The 19,629-nt window shown below is 30.3% G+C and carries 15 protein-coding genes; 1 reads left to right on the forward strand and 14 read right to left on the reverse strand.

The annotated features are described in order from the left end of the window. Positions 1 to 34: 34 nt before the first annotated feature. Positions 35 to 2,098, forward strand: a complete 2,064-nt coding sequence (locus tag Q0842_RS07565; RefSeq protein ID WP_298496285.1) for a tetratricopeptide repeat protein — start codon at positions 35 to 37, stop codon at positions 2,096 to 2,098. Here the strand turns inward: Q0842_RS07565 and Q0842_RS07570 are convergent, their stop codons facing one another. From Q0842_RS07570 to Q0842_RS07635, 14 genes are all read right to left on the reverse strand, one after another. Then, positions 2,099 to 5,308: a type ISP restriction/modification enzyme gene (locus Q0842_RS07570; RefSeq protein WP_298496288.1), complete on the reverse strand. Its 3,210-nt coding sequence runs from the start codon at positions 5,306 to 5,308 to the stop codon at positions 2,099 to 2,101. A gap of 113 nt (positions 5,309 to 5,421) precedes the next feature. Further along, positions 5,422 to 8,031 carry a T9SS type A sorting domain-containing protein gene (locus Q0842_RS07575; protein ID WP_298496290.1) on the reverse strand — a complete coding sequence of 870 codons (2,610 nt, stop codon included), beginning with the start codon at positions 8,029 to 8,031 and terminating at the stop codon, positions 5,422 to 5,424. A 111-nt stretch (positions 8,032 to 8,142) separates the two neighbouring features. After that, positions 8,143 to 8,640 carry a CAP domain-containing protein gene (locus tag Q0842_RS07580; protein WP_298496293.1) on the reverse strand — a complete coding sequence of 166 codons (498 nt, stop codon included), beginning with the start codon at positions 8,638 to 8,640 and terminating at the stop codon, positions 8,143 to 8,145. 192 nt (positions 8,641 to 8,832) lie between these two features. Next, complete coding sequence (locus Q0842_RS07585; protein ID WP_298496296.1) at positions 8,833 to 9,549, reverse strand: LytTR family DNA-binding domain-containing protein; 717 nt, start codon at positions 9,547 to 9,549, stop codon at positions 8,833 to 8,835. Between the two features lie 10 nt (positions 9,550 to 9,559). After that, a complete protein-coding gene (locus Q0842_RS07590) occupies positions 9,560 to 9,877 on the reverse strand; it encodes an Hpt domain-containing protein (RefSeq protein ID WP_298496298.1) in 318 nt (105 codons plus the stop codon). Between the two features lie 2 nt (positions 9,878 to 9,879). Then, entirely contained in the window at positions 9,880 to 10,926 is a 1,047-nt protein-coding gene (locus Q0842_RS07595; RefSeq protein ID WP_298496300.1) for an ATP-binding protein, read from the reverse strand. Continuing rightward, positions 10,926 to 12,059: an FIST N-terminal domain-containing protein gene (locus tag Q0842_RS07600; protein WP_298496302.1), complete on the reverse strand. Its 1,134-nt coding sequence runs from the start codon at positions 12,057 to 12,059 to the stop codon at positions 10,926 to 10,928. The genes Q0842_RS07595 and Q0842_RS07600 overlap by 1 nt, the downstream gene beginning before the upstream one ends. 3 nt (positions 12,060 to 12,062) lie before the next feature. Then, positions 12,063 to 14,021, reverse strand: a complete 1,959-nt coding sequence (locus tag Q0842_RS07605; RefSeq protein ID WP_298496305.1) for a PAS domain S-box protein — start codon at positions 14,019 to 14,021, stop codon at positions 12,063 to 12,065. Beyond that, positions 14,021 to 14,560 (reverse strand): heme NO-binding domain-containing protein, encoded by a 540-nt coding sequence (locus Q0842_RS07610; protein WP_298496307.1) that lies wholly within the window; start codon positions 14,558 to 14,560, stop codon positions 14,021 to 14,023. The genes Q0842_RS07605 and Q0842_RS07610 overlap by 1 nt, the downstream gene beginning before the upstream one ends. Further along, positions 14,560 to 14,970, reverse strand: coding sequence for a response regulator (locus Q0842_RS07615; RefSeq protein ID WP_298496309.1), 411 nt, complete (start codon positions 14,968 to 14,970; stop codon positions 14,560 to 14,562). The genes Q0842_RS07610 and Q0842_RS07615 overlap by 1 nt, the downstream gene beginning before the upstream one ends. 134 nt (positions 14,971 to 15,104) lie before the next feature. Further along, positions 15,105 to 15,398, reverse strand: coding sequence for a hypothetical protein (locus Q0842_RS07620; RefSeq protein WP_298496311.1), 294 nt, complete (start codon positions 15,396 to 15,398; stop codon positions 15,105 to 15,107). A 256-nt stretch (positions 15,399 to 15,654) separates the two neighbouring features. Beyond that, on the reverse strand, positions 15,655 to 17,949 hold the full coding sequence (locus tag Q0842_RS07625; RefSeq protein ID WP_298496314.1) for an FdhF/YdeP family oxidoreductase: 2,295 nt from the start codon (positions 17,947 to 17,949) through the stop codon (positions 15,655 to 15,657). Between the two features lie 104 nt (positions 17,950 to 18,053). Continuing rightward, on the reverse strand, positions 18,054 to 19,016 hold the full coding sequence (locus Q0842_RS07630) for an alpha/beta fold hydrolase (protein WP_298496316.1): 963 nt from the start codon (positions 19,014 to 19,016) through the stop codon (positions 18,054 to 18,056). Positions 19,017 to 19,019: 3 nt separating this feature from the next. After that, positions 19,020 to 19,629: adenine deaminase C-terminal domain-containing protein (locus tag Q0842_RS07635; protein ID WP_298496319.1), on the reverse strand; the 610-nt coding region annotated here is incomplete at its 5' end.

A 19,629-nucleotide genomic window follows, 5' to 3' on the forward strand; every position in this document is an offset into this window, starting at 1 on the left:
GATTAACTTGCGCATGTTATTAATTAAACACATTATGCCCCTTAAAAAATCATTACTATTCCTAGCTTTATTTGTATCTTTTTTAACCTTTGCTCAAGATATGCAAGAAGGCTTTACCTATTTAGAAACAGGTAAATATGCTAAAGCAGAAACCTTTTTTAAAACGGTTTTAAAAGACTATCCAGATAATAAAACAGCCAGATTATGTTATGGAAGAGCTATTGGATTACATGGTAAGCCGGAAGATGCCAATAAACTTTTTATTGATTTATTAGCCGATTATCCTTCAGATTTTGAAGTGAAATTAAATTATGGCGAGTCGTTATTATGGACCAGCAATTTTCCAAAAGCAAAAACATTTTTTAAAGGTTTAATTGACGAAGATCCTAAAAGTTTCCCTGCTTTATTAAGTTACGCCAATACCTTATCAAATTTAAAAGAATATGAAGAAGCACTACTTTATGTAGATAAAGCTCTTGAAGTATTACCAGGAAACCCAAATGCACTAACCTCAAAAAAATATATGTTTTTAGGCTATGCCTACCAAAACCAACAAGCACAAAACTATGAAGAGGCCGAACGTCTTTTAAAAGAAAGTTTAAAACTTTTTAATGATGATAAAGACACGCTATTAAATCTCGCAAACTTATATTTAATTGCTGGCACATTTGATAAGGCCGAAACGACTTACCAAACCATTGCTAAAAATCCCGAAAACAAAACACTAGCTTTAAACGGATTAGCATTAGTAAACCATTTAAAAGGTAAAGAAAAAAATGCATTAAGTATAAGTACTGAAGCTTACAATACCATACCTAATTTAAACGATACTACCTTAATACAACAAACTAAAGAACGCTATATTCAAGCACTTATTTGGAATAAAAAATTTAAAGATGCTCAAAATTTAATTGATACCATTATTGAAGAGCAACCTAACCAAAATTGGATTTTAGCCTTACGTGCTACTCTAAATATTTATAAAAGTGATTTTAAAAAGAGTGTTGCAGATTACAACCGTATACTTGTAAACGACAGTAGTTCGTTTGATGGTAACTTAGGAAAAGCAAATGCCTTAAAAGCTATTGGTAAATATGATAATGCCTATACATCGGCAGAAAACACCTTAACGTTTTACGACAAGCAAAAAGATGCCACCAACTTTATTAAAACATTAAATACAAGTTTTACACCATTTTGGGAAACTAAAGCCTCCTACTCTTTTGATAATGGGGATAATAAAGCCTTTGGCATACAAACTAAAATAGAATTTCCAATATCAACAAAGTTTAAATGGTTGGCTAACTATGGCTACAGAACTACAAGCAATAAAGTAACCAATAACGACGCCACATCAAACGATTTTTCTTTAGGGTTATCGTATCAATTATTACCTAACATAACGTTTAAAGGCTTGGCAGGAGTTACTTCTGCAAAAGCCAATACAAGCGACTATACGCAATTTGTAACCGATTTAAGCTTAAATATTAAACCTATTAAACTACAAGTATTAGATATTGGTTTTAAAAGCGAAATACAAAGCTTTAATGCCGAACTATTAGATCGAGAAATTGTAATGAATAATATTTATGCCAATTACAGTTTAAGTACCAATTTTAATTTAGGTTGGTTTACGCAGTATTTTTATACCTGGCAAAACGACGAAAATGCCAGAAACCTATTGTTTACCTCCTTATACTACAATATTTTACCAAAACCATCGCTTAAAGCGGGTTTAAATTACCAATATATTACCTTTAAAAACCAAGTGCCAACAATTTATTTTAGTCCAGAAAAATTTAATGCAGGCGAAGTATTTGTAAACATTATTAAAGATGAAGCCATAACAAAACCCAAAGAATGGTTTTATGAGTTAACGGCCGCCACAGGTTTACAATATATTGAAGACGATAGTAACCAAAGTACCTACCGTATACAAGGTAAATTAGGTTATAAGTTTTCTGAACGTGCCTTACTTAACCTTTATGGTACACGAAGTAATATTGCATCTGCTACAGCTGCTGGTTTTACTTTTAATGAAATTGGTCTACGTTTTAAATGGTATTTGTTTGATGCTCCAATTTTTAGAAAGTCGTAATTACTCAATTTCTATTTTATCAATTTCTTTCATGATTCTATCGGTTTCTCTAAGAGCAACTATAATTTTTTTATAATGTAAAATATCTTCAAACTTTAATTGGCGTTCCTTTCTGTCTTTTAGCCATTTTTGTGCTGGTTGATAACCACCAATATAAAACTCCCATGCCGTTAACGGTATATTATCAAAATACTGCTCGTTGTTTATCCAAACATTTCCAGTTTTGTTTTTTGCATCAACTTCTACCCAACTTTTTGCACCAAATTTTTTAGAAACTATATTATCGCCATGGTTTGGGTATGTTATAAAATCATCTTCTACGTACATAGGTTCTAGTAAATGTGTATTTCGTAAAACACTACCCAAATAAGTTAATTGTCTAAAGATATGTTCGTTTTTAGGATATGGCACTCTTGGGAAATCTATTTTTAAAAACTCCTTGTATTTTTCTCTATACTTTGGCGAGTGCAATACGGCATAGATGTAATCTAAAAGGTCTATTGGTGCAAAGGTTTTTTGTGTATCTTCTTTTTCGTGAGTAAAAGTTAAACCTAATTTTTCGGCAATTTCTTTTACGATTTCTTGATTTAAGTTTGGTGTTCTTTTTTCTTCAACGAAAATACTATCTCCTTCCTGTCTTGTATTTAAATAAAGTGGAAAAACTTGACAACCTTCTTTGGTTTTATTAGAAATAAAACATTGGTCAGATATATTATTTGAAATGAATATATGATGAAAATTATTACCAGCCAATTGCCTTGTCGAAATTATTGCTAAACTTTGTTTATTGACATTATCTAATACTTTGGTGTTTAGCCTTGCTACAAAGTCACCATCATAATAAATCCAACGTTCATCAAAACATCTATAATTTTGTTTGATTAATTTATCTGTTCTGATATCGTTACTTTGAATATTTAATCGAGCTTTATTTAAATTCCATTTGTCGTTGTCTTTTAACTTTAAGTTGTACTTAATACTTAATTCATCATCTGTGAAATTCGAATTTTTAAAATCCATAAGTTTATCCAGAAGAACTTGTTTTTCAAAAGATGTAATGAATTTATCTTTCTTTGTTAATAGACCTAAAGAGTTAATGAGATAAATTTCGTTTAAAGCAAATCCTTTATTATAAGATTCTTCTGCATCAAAATCTTTTTGCACCATAAAATAATTAGGTGCTTTATTTGGTAATTCAACAAATGGTATTGTTTCTAAATTGTTTTCATTTAAAAAATGATATTTTAAATCACGTTTACCAAATAAATCATAGTGAAAAACTTTTCCTAATTGGTTAATTTTCTTCTTCCCTGTTTTTACAAAAATAGTAATAGCTACACCTTGCATAATGTCAAATACGTTTTGGTCTGGTGAGCCATCAGGGCAAACTTCCTTTTTCTTTGAGTTTCCGTGTAAATCTATAGTATAAATTTTATCATAGGTTTTAAGTAAATTCCAGCGCATACCTCTAAATGTTGGATTGTCCAAAAATCCGTGAGGATTAATAAACGCTAAAACACCACTTCCGTTTTTTTCAATATAATGTTGACTGTAACGTATAAATTTTACATAGTCATCGTTAATAAATTTTGAATTTTGTTCTTTTAATTTTTCTTTTCCTCCTGGTTCTTTTTTATAGTCTTGCATTAAATCCATAATCCACTTTCCTTTATTGGCACTTTCACCACTATAAGGTGGATTTCCAATCACACACATTACAGGTGTATCACGTTTTATATGGTTGGCTTCATTGGCTTCACTACTTAACCAATTAGAAAATAAAGTTCCTGTGTCTTTATGGTGTGCTTCTAAAGAGTTGGTTAAGTAAATATTTAAACGTTCGTTTTTAGTTGATTTATAACCCGTTTCGGTTAGTAACATGTCTAATTTTAGATGTGCCATAGCGTAAGAAGCCATTAATAACTCAAAACCATTTAACCTGGGTATTAAGTGTTCTTCTACATAACCACTCCAAGCACCTTTCATGGCTTTAAAGTTTTTGTTGTAAATAAACTTTACAACTTCGGCTAAAAAGGTTCCTGTTCCTGTTGCTGGGTCAAGTATTTGTACTTTGTGTACCTCGCGTTCTATTTGTTTGTAACCTGTTGCAGAGCGTTTGTCGGGTGTTTGGGTGTCTAACTTTATTTTGGTTTTACTGGTATCTGCTAAACCTTGAGGTAAATCGAACTCGGTTTTTAAAATATCGTCAACCGCACGCACTATAAAATTTACAACGGGTTCTGGCGTGTACCAAACACCTCTTGCCTTACGTAATTTTGGGTCGTATTCTGCCAAAAATGTTTCGTAAAAATGAATTATCGGGTCGTTGGTTTGTGTGCTTTTTCCAAAATTGTGTAAAAGTTGCTCAACGTTTGTTGCTCTAAACACTTCTGCAAGGTTATCTACAACTGTTACTATACGGTCGTCTATATCTGGACCTGCGATATAGCCAAAAAGTTTTCGTAAAAACGGATTTGATTTTGGTATGAGTTCTGCGGCTTCTTGTCTGCTAAAATCATTTAAAGTTGGGTCGTGCAAACGGGCAGCAAACATACCATAAGCTAGAGTTTGAGCATATATATCTGCAAATCCTTTAGGTTGTAAATCGTGAATTAATATTTGCTTAAACGTATCGAATTGGCCTTTTAAAGACGTGTTTTCTTGTGTTTCTTCATCGGATGTAATGGCGCGTTCTAAAATGTCTTGTAATAAACGTGCTTTACCAGCCATCATTTCTGCCAGTTTTTTTGACGATTTAATGGTTTGCCCAATGTGTGTAGAAAAGTCTTTTATTAAGTTTTCGAACTTTAAAAAATTATCGGGAATTGGTTTAACAGTATTATTTTCTATGTCGCCAATTTTTATTTCGTGAACTAACTCACCATTTTGGAAGAATTGAAACCAGATATAATCTGTAATTATTAAATTATCGAGTGCTTTTTTGTAGCGTCCAAATTGCTCTTTATACGATTTACTGTTTAGATCTTTTCCTATGTCCTTTGCCTCAATGTAACCCACTGGAATTTTTCCTTTTGTGATTACATAATCAGGGTTTCCGCAATCTGTAACATTTGCAGGTTCGTTTGTAATTTCAATTCCTTTTACTAAGGTTCTAATTAATGTTTCTAAATCTCCTCTATACGAATGTTCTCTTGATATTCCAGATTGAAGTCTTTTGCTAACTATTTCTACGTATTCTTTTATTGTCATTTGCTCAATTTGATAACTTCCTTTTTCAAAGAGGAAATATACCACAAATCAAACAAAAAAAAGGCAAAAAACTTTCGTCTTTTGCCTTACTACATAGAATAATTTGCTATTAATTAATCCAATAGTAGTTTCGTGGTTTTATAATTGGTTTGGTTACTTTTAATATGTATAAAATAAATGCCAGAACTTAAATTACCGCGTTGTAGCGTAACTTCGTTATTGCCTTTTATAGCATTAACTTCAAGATTTTTTACCAAGTGTCCTAGTTGGTTATAAACCATTAACGTAACCGTTTCTGAATTTTCCGCTGTAAAGTGTACCGTTGTTTGCGAATGCATTGGGTTTGGTATGGCTACCGTTTCAACCTGGTTAGTTTCAACACTTTTATTAGCAGATAATGTGCTTGTTTTCGAGAAACGTAATTGCTCTAAAGTCATTGTTTTAGTTACCTGTTGCCCGTTTTCGGCTAACATGGTAAATACTATTGAGGTTACATCGTTAACTTCTAATGGCATACCGTTAATAGAATTAAAATCTGAAAACAATAAACTGTATGCTGTTAAATCATCTGTTAATTGAATGCTTGTTTTGTATTGTGTTTCCCAATTACTAATGCTTTCTTTTACCAATCGAACAATAAGTGTTCCTGTACCTTTTGCTTGTAATTTAAAGCTATTATAATCTGTTAAGTTAATTGGGTTAAACTTTGGTGTTAATGCTCTATAAGCAGCAATATATTCGCTTGTGGTTGCTTCTAAGCTTATGTTACGTTCTATAGCATACTCATTACTATCAAATTGTGTATTATGAGTTTCTATAGTGTATTTTGTAACGGTTGTTGTTGGTGCTGCATCATCATATCCCCAAGGCCCATCAGACATAAATAAATCATCTGGAGTTTCAACACCATCACCAATTCTAAATCCTATATCAAAAAGATTTCCTGCATCAACTTCAATATCCGATATATAATTACCATCTAAATCTATTACAGTCGATACGTATTCTACATTTTCAGTTTCTGTACCTCGCAATCCGCCATCAAATACAACCGCTTCACTTCTATTTGTATTAACAATTTTTAAATTTAATTTACCGTTTTGGTAAGTTCCTGTTCTTACAAATACTGTTGGAGGTGTTGAGTTATTATAACTTGTTACAGGCTTTTGTACATCTAATAATGTTACTACCTCTTCTCCTAATTTTATTAAATCGTCTAAAGAATTAGACCAGATTTGGAAATTATAAAACCCAACATTACTTTCATACTTATCTAAATTCCAATGGCTTTCTATCGCGAAATTAGCATCGTTATTTATTGATTTTGCTGAAAGACTTAAAACAAACTCTAAGCTACCATCAATAGTTCTAATTAATGATTTTATAAATTGTTGTTCTTTAATTTCTATGGTTGATACAGATATTAATTGTGCACCTAATAACCTATCGCAGATGTATTTTGTGTGTTCGTAAACGCCTTTATCAGTTTTAAGTAATAATATAGACGCTACCGTTTCGTTGTTTCGCATATAATCTACAGAATGCACATCGGTAGCATTTGTAATACCAATTAAATCTTTTGGAGACGACTCAATTACAGACTCTTCATTTATAACTTCTAAGGGAATAAAATCTGATAATTGAATACCACTACCTTTACTTGCATTGCCTTTACCATATTTGGTTGATTTTACAATACGTTTTGCAGTTGTTTTATCGAATTTATAACTACTTTTTGCTCTTCCAAAATTACGTTTGCTAATTTGTTGAGATAGTCTGTTATTACTTTCTAAACCACCTTCATTAGCACTAGATGTTGTAGTAAATTCTAGTACAGGACAACCAGAGTAACCAGAGCATGAAGGATCTTCACAATCAATTAACCCATCGCCATCATCATCAATACCATTATCACAAATTTCTTGTGGTACTGGGGCTGTAGGACAACGCGCACCATCGTTTTGAGAGCTAGAAGGTCCAAAAGCAAATAGATTAGAATCCATTTCACCATTTTCAATTATGTCTTGAACATTTTGAATAACGTATATAGTTCCTGTTTGGTTAGCCGATACATAAAAACGACCTGAGGCATCAAAATAAACAGCGCCATATGTATATTTTAATCCTGATAATATTGGTACAACACCTAAACTTGTCATGGTACCAGTTTCAGCATCAATACGGTATAAAATATTAGTGTTTTTTTCAACTGAGTATAACTTACCATCAACAGCATTAAAAGCCCAATCATGAATACTTATGCTTTTAGAAAGTGTTTTAGTTTCTATATAAGAACCATATTTGTTAGAATCTGGATTAACATCTAAAGCAAAATAAGACGTTCCTCCTCCTTTTAAATAATAAATACCATTTGCGCTTACATCACCTACATAACGACCACTTGTTGGTAACTCGTCTATATAAAAAGTTGTAGTTTCAAAATTTTTACCAATACGAACAACTGTTTTTGCTGGGGTACTTAATGATCCCCAAATATAACCATCGGCTGGATTGTAGGCTGTAGCATTAATATTGCCTTCGGTAACATCTTCTGCTACTGTATATGAGTTTCCAGAAGCTAAATCAATAGCATACACATCATTGTATTGAAATAAGTAAGCATTGTAATCGCAATTAAATGGCTCACCTTCTGTGCTTGCTCCAATTTGAGCAGTAGCTTGTAATGTGAATGTTGACAATAATAATAGTAATAATTTTTTCATGATATGCTTTATTTATAGGACAAAAATATTTTAAAAGACGTCCTGAAACTTTATTAATCGTTAGGCAAAGATTAAGTGTAGTTGAATGGTAGATTTGTATAGATAAGCTAATTATCGTTTTACAAAAATGTTTGTAAAATAATTTCTACCATTTGTATCTTTTGTTGTTGATACTCCAAAATCTGTAAAAGCAGGGTTTTCAATATTCCTTCTATGGCTTTCACTTTTTAACCAAGCTCTTATAATGGCTTCTGCAGTAGTATAACCATAGCCCACATTTTCCGAAACGTTTTTAGCGTTTACTTCCTTTTTTAGATTTTCTAATCGGGTATAAAAATAATCGTGGCTTGCTTTACCCTGCTCTACCATATATTGATTATGTGACATAGCTTCCTTTGAAGCTTCATTAAGGATATTAAGCGACGATAAGTTTTTAGAAGTTCTATAAGTATTAATTAACTCAATAATTTGAAGATCAATTTGAGTGTATTCTATTTGAATACTTGACGATTTATATTGCTCAGGAACTTCAACATCTTCTTTTACAGAACAAGATGTAAACAAAATATTTAATAATAAAACGACTAATATAAAAGTTAATTTTTTCATGAGGTATAGATTAATTTCATGACAAAATTATATTGTAAGCTTGCTGTATTTTTTATTTTTCGATTAGCGCATTTTTTAATGTAGACGAATGGTAATTATTTAAAGATAATTGATTTGAAAGAGGTTTATATAAAATAAAAAAAAGGCAAAAGATTGCTCTTTTGCCTTTTATAAAATCTATTAAATTTTTGATTATAATAAGTTTAGACGTTTCATTAATTCTGGTCTGTTTGAACGACTTACAGGAATAACATCTTTTTTAATAAGTACACTATTATCTTCAATATCAATAATTTTTTTAATATTGATAACGTAAGATCTATGCACTTTTAAAAACAAATCGTTTGGTAATTTTTCCTCAATTTTTTTAAGTGTAGAATGTACTGTGTAATTTTTATCTTCGGTTTTTACTTGAATGTAATCGCCTTTTGCTTCAATTAGATATATACTAGGAATATCTATTTTTATTAGACGCCTGTCTATATTAACATATAAATCGTTACCAGAACTTGTTTCTACCTTTTCTGTTGAAGACGATGCACTTACAACAGGTTTAGAAACTTTGTCTTCAGCCTTTTTAATCGCTTTTTCAAATCGTTCTTGGGTAATTGGCTTTACCAAATAATCTACAATACAGTCGTACTCAAAAGCTTGTATTGCAAAATTAGGATCTGAAGTTGTTAAGATTATTTTTGGTGGATTTTTAAGGGTTTCAATAAAATCGAATCCAGTAAAATCTGGCATATGTATATCTAAAAAAATAAGATCTACTTCATTTTGATTCAAATACTTAATGGCTTGCATGGCATTAGGAAAATCATCTATGAGATTTAATTTTGGAATATTAGAGCAAAGTTGTCCAATAATAGCTCTTGCCGTAGTCTCATCATCAATAATAATACAATTCATAAAAGTAACACTATAAGGTCGCTAAGAAGTCTGTAATGTTTTGCATGATAGCATCAAAATCATCTTTACCTGTTTTACTTTGATCTAATAAACTATTTTCAAAGTTTACAGCAACTTCATAACTTTTTTCAAGGCCTAAAATACTAATTTTATGTTTAAGTTTATGGACATTTTCTGCAGCTTCTTTAAAATTATCATTTTCTATATTTTTAAAGTAAATGTCTTTTTCCTTTGGGAACTCATCTTTTATAATAGTTATTAGCTTTTCTTCAAAGGCTTTATCACCGCCAGATAATTGATTTATATATGATAAATTAGGTTGTTCCATTATTATTTTTTTATTGTGAAATAGAAAGTCGAACCTTCATTTAATTTAGATTCAACCCAAATTTTTCCACCGTATAATTCTACTATTTTTTTTACTATAGACAAACCTATACCCGAAGATTCTGGGGTGTTTTCTAACTTTTCAAAGGTTTTAAATATTTTTTTAAAATATTGTTCTTCAATACCTTTTCCATTATCTTTTATATAAAATTGCCAATGTTTCTTTTTTTCTTCAACACCAACTTCTATAGTTCCTTGCTCTTTATCGTTATATTTTATGGCATTAGCAATTAGGTTTTGAAACAATTGTTGCAATCTATATTTATCACCTTTTACTGTTGGCAAATTGCTTTTTGTAATGGTGATATGTTTTGGAATTTGAATGATGTTTAATATACTGTCAACTAAATTATTTACATCTACATCGTAAACTTCAATTTGTTCCTTACCAATGGTTGAATACTCTAAAATACCATTAATTAAGGTATCCATTTTTTCAACATTATTTCTAATTAAACTTAATGTGTTTTTACCATTATCATCAAACAATTTTTCATAATCTTCTTTTAACCAAGCTGTTAAAGTGTCTATGCTACGTAGTGGAGATTTTAAATCGTGAGATACCATGTGAGCATAATCACTAAGTTCTTGATTTTGGTGAGCTAACTCATTTAAAAGCGATTGTTTTTGCTTGTTTATTTCTATAATTTCTTTGGTTTGATCATCAATAAAATCAACCAAATTAGAACCTGTTAGCTCAACATTTTCTTGTTTATCTTCTTCTTTTAAATTATAAAATTTTAGTGTATCGATAACACTTTTTAATTTTTCAATTACTTCTTTTTGCTCGTCTGCTTCTTTTTGTAATTTTCTGTTTGCAGCATATAATTCATCAGAACTAATAGCCATGGCTCTTTGAATCATTTTAGACTGTTCGTCAAAATTATTGTACGACAAGTCTACAGCATTAAGAAACTCAGTTAATTCTTCATTGTTTTTTAATTCTTCACTTAAATATTTACGTATTTGTCTTTTTAAGAGTGAATTCATTATTCGCTTATTAGCGTTATGGTCATGGTTTGATTATGTAATTGGCAAGATACTTCGCCATGAAAAGGAGCAATTTCTCCATAGGAATAAAAACCACTAATTACAGCGTCATTACCTATTACTTCAATAACTTCTTCTATTTCTTCTTCTACACGTTGGTCTAAAACTAATTTTCTACCAATACAACTTACTAACAACGCTAATTCTGGCTTATTTTTTCGATATTCTAAGGCTTGTGTTGCAGCACGTTCTGATGCATTTGCAATATTATCTACATTAGTCATCATGAGCTGTACTTTAGAGTTTTCTTTAATATCTCCAGCTAAAATTACAGCATTTTCTTGTTCATTTATATTTAATATAGACCTTACAATAGATTGATTTTCGTCTGTAGATTTCACATTTAATGGATACAATAATGCAGCTCCTGGCAAGTCTTTAGCTTTATCACCTAAATAACTTTTATATAAATCTAAAGCCGGTTGACCATCTAACTCATACAAGGTATTTCCTTCAGATTTTGTTACTATACGTTCTGGTCCAAAAGGTGTCCATCCGCCATGAATTGAGAATGATACTTCTAATGAATCTCCATAAAAACCAATAGCCACTAACTCGCCTTCTTTAGGGTTTTCATTATATGATGCTAAGGTTTTTTCAAAACGATCATCGTCACCACATAACCCACCAGTTATTAATATATTTTCATCTGTAGAGGCACTCATACCTTTGGTAAGTTGGCTTCCGTTAATAAAACTACCTTCTGAAACTACTAATACGTATTTTAAATCTTCTTGTGGAAGTTGATTTATTAAATCGTTTCCTGTTTTATAACTATCTAAATCTGCATTTAAAACGTTACTTGTTTTTATTTGAAAAGTGCTTTTTTCAAACTCTATAGCTGTGATAGTTATACTTTCTTGATTTACTGTATTTGACGAAATCTCTGCACACGAAGATGCAAAAACTATATGTCCATCAGGAAAAAGTTGCTTAATATCCTCATATACTGTAGGACCTTCTAGCATATATCTATTACCAAATACTAAGACTAAAGGTTCTTTTAGTTCTTGTTTTGCTTTAACATATTCCCAATCTTTATTTTTATGTTTTACTAATTGTACCGTTTTCATAAATTATTTTTTTAGTGTAAAAAAGAATGTTGTTCCTATATTTGGTTCACTTTCTAACCATATGTCTCCTTCATGTAAATCAACTATCTTTTTTACTATGGATAACCCAATTCCTGTAGAATCTTTACTTTTATTTAAAGCATGAAATACTTTAAAAATTTTATTGTGAAATTTTTTCTCAATTCCCATACCATTGTCAGAAATTGAAAATTGATAATGTGTTTTAACATCTTTTACATCCACTTTAACAAAACCTTGTTCTTTATCTATAAATTTAATGGCATTACTAATAAGGTTTTGAAACACTTGTTGTAATTTAGTACTATCACCTTTTAATGTTGGAAGTGTATTTAATACCTCGACAGTTACATGGTCTGGTTTGTACATTATTTGAATTAAATCTGTAACAACTTCATCCAGATTAACATTTACTTTTTCATTTTCATCTGTACCAACACTAGAATAATTTAAAACATCTGTAATAAGTTGTTCCATTTTTTCTAAAGTAGTATCAACAAGTGCTAAGTTTTGTAAACTTACATCATCTAACTTCCCAACATTATCTTCTTTAATCCAGGTTATTAAAGCATTAATACTTCTTAATGGTGATTTTAAATCGTGAGATACTATATGTGCATACTCTTGTAATTCATCATTACTTCTTTCTAGTTTAGAAAGTAGTTTCTCTTTTTGAAGTTCTAGATTTTTAAGTTCGGTAATATCTAAATGTATACCAATAGAACCAACTAATTCTCCTTCTAAATTATAATTAGGCGCGCCACTTATTAACCAATACCTAACTTCTCCTGCTTTATTTTTAGCCTTAAGTTCATAAGAATTAGATTCCCCTTTTTGGCGTTTTTTATTCTGTTCTTTTATAATTTCAGAACCTCCATCAATAGCAAATAATTCTCCAGCATTTTTCCCTAATACTTCTTCTTCACTATAACCAGACATTTCTGTAAAACTCTGGTTAATCATTAAGATTTCGTCGTTGATATTAACTTCTGCTAAACCTAAATTCATGTTAGCAATAATGTTGTAGTACTTTTGTTTTTGTGCTTCTATACTTTTTCTATAAGTTCTATTTAGGGTTACATCTTTAAACGTCCATAAATAGCCTTTGGTTGAACCATTTGTTACTATTGGTATATAATTGCGCTCAAGTATTTTACCATCTAGCATTTCTAGCTCGTCACCTAAAACTGTTTTTTTATTTTGATGTATGGCTCGCATTCTTTCTAAGAAAGCTTCTGGATTTATAAACAACACTTTGTTTTGCTCTGATGAAGCTTTACAATCCATCCCTATTAAATCTGATGGATTTGCATCAATATTAAAAAGCTCACAGAATTTATTATTTGTAAGTACAATTTTTCTGTTTTGGTCTTCTAATACAATACCACTATCTAAATTTACAACTAGTGATGCTAGTCTGTTTTCAGATTCTATTAATTTTTCTTCTGATATTTTTTGGTCTGATATATCTCGAACAATACCTTGAGCTGCAACTGGTTTTTTATTTTTATCAAAAATAATACTTGCATTTATGTGTACCCATTTCACCTCTTTTGATTTGGTATACACTCTTGCCTCATAATCTTTAAAATAGCCTTTGTTGGATAATTCTAAAAAAGAAGACATCGCATATTCGTAGTCTTCTTTATAAATAAGTTTAGTAACGTTTACCTTATCTCTAGTAATATCGTAACCAAATAACTTGGTTGCTGCTTCATTAAATTTTAAGATATTACCTTGTAAATCCATTACAACGTATGCATCTACAATATTTTCAAATACACCTTGAAGTTGTGAAGATTTCTCGTCTAGTAGTTGTTCTAAGCGTTGGGAAGTAAAATATAATTCTCTTGATTTTTCTTCAAGAATTTTTTCTGCTGCTTTTCTAGCAGCTTTTTCTCTTTTTAAAGCACGTTCTAATATTTCAGCTTGATTTTGACTCATTAATTTTTATGAATAACAAATCTAACTTCTGTTCCGTCTTCTTTAATTTTTTCTAAATCTATTTTTGCAGTCGAATCAAAATGTTCAAATGTTTTATTCATTAAACCTAAGCCAAAATGATGCATGGCTCTACTTGATGTGTAGATCATTACTAATGAATCTTCTGTTTTTTCTACAACTTCAAAAGTAGGTAATTCTGCATCTGGGTATATTTTTCTAACTTCTACATGAATATGATTTTCTATAGATGAAATCATTTCAATTGGGTCTTTATAGGTTGCTAAAAGATCTGGATAACTTTTTTCTATAACACTAAAAAAGTGCTCTGCATAAACTAAAAGTAAATTATCAATAGATATTCCTGTATTTTCACTTAAATGCTGTAATAATTGTAGCATTTCAGAAAAACTATAAGTTCCTACGGCTGTATAAACACCTTCTGATTCTAAGGTAGAACTTGAGATAATATTATCTACCATTTCTAGACCAAACTTATCTTCAACTAACTCTAAGAACTCTGTAAAAACTATTCCTTTCATTATATTTGTTTTAATTCATTAATACTCCAATAAGCCAATAATTTTTCAATTTTAGAAGTATACTCCTCATATTTTAAAGGTTTTAAAACATAACCTGCAATACCTATTTTATAACATTCTAATAAATCTTTTTGATTACTAGAAGTAGTTAAAATTATGGTAGGTATATATTTTAAAATGTCATCATTTTTTAGAATACTTAAAAATTCAATACCACTAATTTTGGGCATGTTCAAATCTAACAAAATTATGTCAGGTAATTCGTCTTTTTTTTCTAAAATTTTTAAAGCTTCTTCACCATTATTAGCCTCTGTTATTTTATGATTCAATTTTAATGATGAAATAGTTCTATTAAATTTCATCACTTCAATCATATCATCTTCTATTAATAAAATGTTTAAAGCTTTCATGTTTTTTACTTTTAGTTTATTGTTCGTTGTCAAAACTAAAGTATTAAATTGTAAGATAAATTCTAGTTCGTTTAACTCAAATTTAGTGTCGGTGAATAACGCTTAAGTGTCGACGAATGGTTTTTGGAGAAATTTTAAGCTACTTCTTTGTTAAATAGCTCTAGAGTGTTTTTTTGTGCTTCAAACTTAATGTTTTTAAGCTCTTGCAAGTATGGCAAAGATTTTAATTGATCATTAGTATAATTCATTTCTAATTTTTCAATAAAATTTAAATGCAATAAATTTTTATTTAATACCGAACTTATGTCTCTATTTGGTAGGTTATTAAATTCATTAGTTTTAGTCTCTAATGAATTTTCTTTTTTTTTGATTTTTAAGCCTATGGAAAGGTTTAAACTCATGCTACCAACTTTTATTTTAAGCCTCATTTTTGAAGGATTTAATAAATTAATTTTTTTATTATGGTACAAAGATGTAACACAAATATGTTTTTAATTAATAAATTCTTTATAACAATTTTAATCTATAGATTGATGACTATTTTATATAGACGAATGGTAATTATTCAATTTTAAAATTGGTTAAGTAGCTTATAAAATGGTACTTTAGAGTGTAAACAACAAATTGTATTATTTCTATAAATAGAGATACAAATTTTTAATTATAAGAGCGTTTAATTATTACTTAAGCCTCTTCAATTGTGATTTTAACACTTTTTGATGCCGGAGTTTTAGCTGTATGTGCATAAGAATCTAAAGGCACTAGTATATTGGTTTCAGGAAAATATGTTGCACAACAATTAACAGGAATATTATAACCAACAACTTTAAAATTATGAGCTTTGCGAATAGTACCGTTATATTCAGATTTTAGATTAACTACATCTTTCTCTTTTAGATGGCGCTTTTTCATATCGTCACGATTCATAAAAATGACTCGTCTTTCATTAAAAACACCTCTATACCTGTCATCTAAACCGTAAATAGTGGTGTTGAATTGATCATGACTACGAATGGTCATCATTATTAATTCACCTTCTTTTAATTCCCAAGCAGGAAGTTTATTAATTGAAAAATTTGCTTTTCCTGTTTTAGTTTTAAAGTTTCTTATTCTTGCGCCATTTGGCAAATAAAACCCAGATGGCTGTTTTAATTTTTTATTATAATCTGTAAATCCGGTTACAACCTCGGCAATATCATCACGTACTAAACTGTAGTCTTCTTTGTATTGTAACCAATTAACTTTAGTGTTTTCTTTTAAAGTAGCATGTGCTATACCGCAAACAACGGCAACTTCACTCAATAAGTTTTCGGAGCAAGGTTCTAAAACTCCTTTTGTTGTATGCACAACACCCATTGAGTTTTCTACACTTTGTATTTGAACTCCTGTTTTTTGATAATCCTTTTCTGTTCGCCCTAAACAAGGTAAAATTAAAGCCTCTTTTCCTGTTACTAAATGAGATCGATTAAGTTTTGTACTTACGTGTACCGTTAAATCACAATTAGCAATTGCCTGTGCTGAATATGCTGTATCTGGTACTGCAGAAATAAAATTTCCTCCCATTCCAAAAAAGACTTTTGCTTTTTTCTCGTACATCGCTTTTATAGAGTCAATAACTGAATAACCGTGCTTATTTGTTGGTTTAAAGCCGTATTTACTTTCTATTTTATCAAGAAATGCTTGCGGAGCAGATTCCCAGATACCAACGGTTCTATCGCCTTGCACATTGGAGTGCCCACGAACCGGACACGTACCTGCGCCTTCTTTTCCTATACTACCTTTTAATAATAATAAATTAACAATTTCGCGAATATTATCAACGGCATTTTCATGTTGTGTTAAGCCCATAGCCCAACAAATAATGATTTTATTGTTAGTTAAAATTAAATCAAGAACATCATTAAAAATTTCTAACGATACTCCTGAGGCTTTTAAACATGTTTCAAAATGATACTTCTTTAAATCTGTAATAAATGCATCATATCCAGAGGTGTATTCATTAATAAATGATTTATCAAATACATTGCCTTCAGCTTCTTCTTTTTCCAATAATTTTAACAGAATTGCTTTAAAAAATGCTACATCTCCGTTGATGGTAATAGGTACAAAAACATCTGTTATTTGCACGCCTCCTTTTAATATTTTTATTGGATTTTGCGGATTAGTAAATTTCATTAATCCAGCTTCTGGAAGCGGGTTAATAGTTATTATTTTACCACCATTTTTTTTAGTTTTTTCTAAAGCCGTTAACATTCTTGGATGGTTTGTCCCTGGGTTTTGCCCAACAATCATAACCAATTCTGCTTTATATAAATCATCTAAAGTTACAGACCCCTTACCTATTCCTAAAGTTTCAGACAAAGCACTTCCGCTTGCTTCATGACACATATTTGAACAATCTGGAAGATTAGAGGTGCCATATTCTCTAACAAATAATTGATACAAAAAGGCGGCTTCGTTTGTTGTTCTGCCAGAGGTATAAAAAACAGCTTCATCAGGGTGGTTTAAATTATTCAATTTCTCGCCAACCTTTTTAAAAGCCGCTTCCCAAGAAATGGGCTGGTAATGCGTTGCACCTTCACTTAAAAACATAGGTTCTGATAATCGACCAGATTTCCCTATTTGAAAATCAGACCAACCAGACATGTCATCAATGCTATGTTTAGCAAAAAATTCGGCTCCTATGGTTTTATTTTGAGCTTCTTCAGCAATGGCTTTTATACCATTTTCGCAAAACTCACCTAAAGATGATCGTTCATCGTCTGGATCTGGCCATGCACAACCTGGACAATCAAAACCGCCTTTTTGATTCATTTTAAGCGTTAACTTAAAAGCATCAGCAGCATTCATGTATTTTGATACTTGCCCTATTGAATTTTTTATTGCTGGAAACCCCACACTATTTTCAGATGGTTTGGTGATTTTTAAATCTAAAAATTCTTCTGGGGTATTGGCCTTTTCTTCTGGCGATAAACTCATTTTAATAAATGTTTTTATTTTCTATTAAAATAACAAAATAAAATTATAGTATAAACGAATCTTTTAAACTCTTTAAACTTAAACAATAACTGCTATAAACTCAGTTATTTATTATGTTTTAAGCAAAAGCTTAATGCGCGTTTTTCGTTATAATATACATTGCTTTTATCAACAAAACCAGCGTGTCCGCCATGATTTGGCATTTCTAAATATAAATTAGAATTGTTTTTAGCTTCGTTTATGGGATAACATTCTGGAGATAAAAAAGAATCATTCAACGCGTTTATAATTAATGTTGGCACTTTTATATTAGGTAAGAATTGCAGGCTGCTACATCGCACATAATAATCTAAAGCATCTTCAAAACCATGCGCTTTGGCTGTATAAACATTATCAAAATCTGTTAGAGTTTTAATTGATTCTAGTACTTGTTTAGTTAATAATTCTGGATAGCGTTTTTGTTTTGCTTTAAGTTTATTTACTAAATGCTTTAAAAATCTATCGTGATATAACTTATTTTTAAATGTGTGTAACTCTCTTGCAGAACCTGTTAAATAACAAGGCACAGAAACCGCTATTGCAGATTTTATTTGTGTTGGTACAAGCGCTCTTTCGCCCAAATACTTAAGTATAATATTTGCGCCTAAGCTAATACCTTTTAAATATATTTCAGAATAGTTTTTATTAGTGGTAGTATGCTCTATTACAGCTTCTAAATCTGCGGTTGCACCAGAATGGTAACTGTAATATTTTAAATTATCTTCACCACTACAACCTCTAAAATTTACACTTACAGCATCAAAATTATTTTTATTAAATAGTTTAGCGGTTCCTGTCATGTAAGGACGCTGTCCGTTTCCTTCCAAACCATGAAGCAAAATAATGAGCTTATTGGTTTTTTTATTTGAATAACTCCAATCTAAATCTAAAAAATCTCCATCTTTTAAAGTGATGCGTTCCCGTTCTTGTTTAATAGAAACACGCCTTAATAAGCCAGAATATACTGTTGAAACAAAACCGTTTTTAAAATAAAAACGAGGCTTATAAGATGATTTTATTATTGGCATAAACTATTTTACTTCTAAAGATGTGAAACTAAAATCGGTTCCATTAAACAAACCTTTATCGCTTAATTTTAGTGATGGTATAACTAATAAAGCCATAAAAGATAGTGTCATATAAGGCGCATGTAATTTACTACCTAGTTGCTTTGCTATAGTATCAAGCGCTGCATATTGTTTACCAATAGTGGCGCCATCTTTATCGCTCATTATTCCTGCTACTGGTAGTGATACTATGTGCTCTTCAGAATTAGAAATAGCACAAATACCACCTTTGTTTTTTATAATTAAATTAACTGCTTTGCAAATAGCCTCATCGGAAACACCAACAGCAATAATATTATGAGAATCATGACCTACAGAAGATGCTATGGCTCCTTCTTTTAACCCGAAATTTTTGATAAATGCCAAAGCAGGTTTTTGGTTTTCATAACGATTAACAACGGTCATTTTTAAAATATCTTTATCAATATTTGAAACTATATTTCCGTTTTTAATTTTAGCTTTTTCAATTAATTCTTTTGTAACCAACTGCCCTTCTAAAGCCTCAATAACTCTAATTTTTTTGGTTGAAGATGGGATACTAAAATCTGTTATGTCTTTTTTAGTACAATTAAAA

The sequence above is a fragment of the uncultured Algibacter sp. genome, assembly GCF_947495675.1.
Classification (GTDB): domain Bacteria; phylum Bacteroidota; class Bacteroidia; order Flavobacteriales; family Flavobacteriaceae; genus Algibacter_B.

Coding starts and splice junctions, on each gene's coding strand:
- Q0842_RS07565 (WP_298496285.1), top strand. CDS start 35: ATGCCCCTTAAAAAATCATTACTATTCCTAGCTTTATTTGTATCTTTT.
- Q0842_RS07570 (WP_298496288.1), bottom strand. CDS start 5,308: ATGACAATAAAAGAATACGTAGAAATAGTTAGCAAAAGACTTCAATCT.
- Q0842_RS07575 (WP_298496290.1), bottom strand. CDS start 8,031: ATGAAAAAATTATTACTATTATTATTGTCAACATTCACATTACAAGCT.
- Q0842_RS07580 (WP_298496293.1), bottom strand. CDS start 8,640: ATGAAAAAATTAACTTTTATATTAGTCGTTTTATTATTAAATATTTTG.
- Q0842_RS07585 (WP_298496296.1), bottom strand. CDS start 9,549: ATGAATTGTATTATTATTGATGATGAGACTACGGCAAGAGCTATTATT.
- Q0842_RS07590 (WP_298496298.1), bottom strand. CDS start 9,877: ATGGAACAACCTAATTTATCATATATAAATCAATTATCTGGCGGTGAT.
- Q0842_RS07595 (WP_298496300.1), bottom strand. CDS start 10,926: ATGAATTCACTCTTAAAAAGACAAATACGTAAATATTTAAGTGAAGAA.
- Q0842_RS07600 (WP_298496302.1), bottom strand. CDS start 12,059: ATGAAAACGGTACAATTAGTAAAACATAAAAATAAAGATTGGGAATAT.
- Q0842_RS07605 (WP_298496305.1), bottom strand. CDS start 14,021: ATGAGTCAAAATCAAGCTGAAATATTAGAACGTGCTTTAAAAAGAGAA.
- Q0842_RS07610 (WP_298496307.1), bottom strand. CDS start 14,560: ATGAAAGGAATAGTTTTTACAGAGTTCTTAGAGTTAGTTGAAGATAAG.
- Q0842_RS07615 (WP_298496309.1), bottom strand. CDS start 14,970: ATGAAAGCTTTAAACATTTTATTAATAGAAGATGATATGATTGAAGTG.
- Q0842_RS07620 (WP_298496311.1), bottom strand. CDS start 15,398: ATGAGGCTTAAAATAAAAGTTGGTAGCATGAGTTTAAACCTTTCCATA.
- Q0842_RS07625 (WP_298496314.1), bottom strand. CDS start 17,949: ATGAGTTTATCGCCAGAAGAAAAGGCCAATACCCCAGAAGAATTTTTA.
- Q0842_RS07630 (WP_298496316.1), bottom strand. CDS start 19,016: ATGCCAATAATAAAATCATCTTATAAGCCTCGTTTTTATTTTAAAAAC.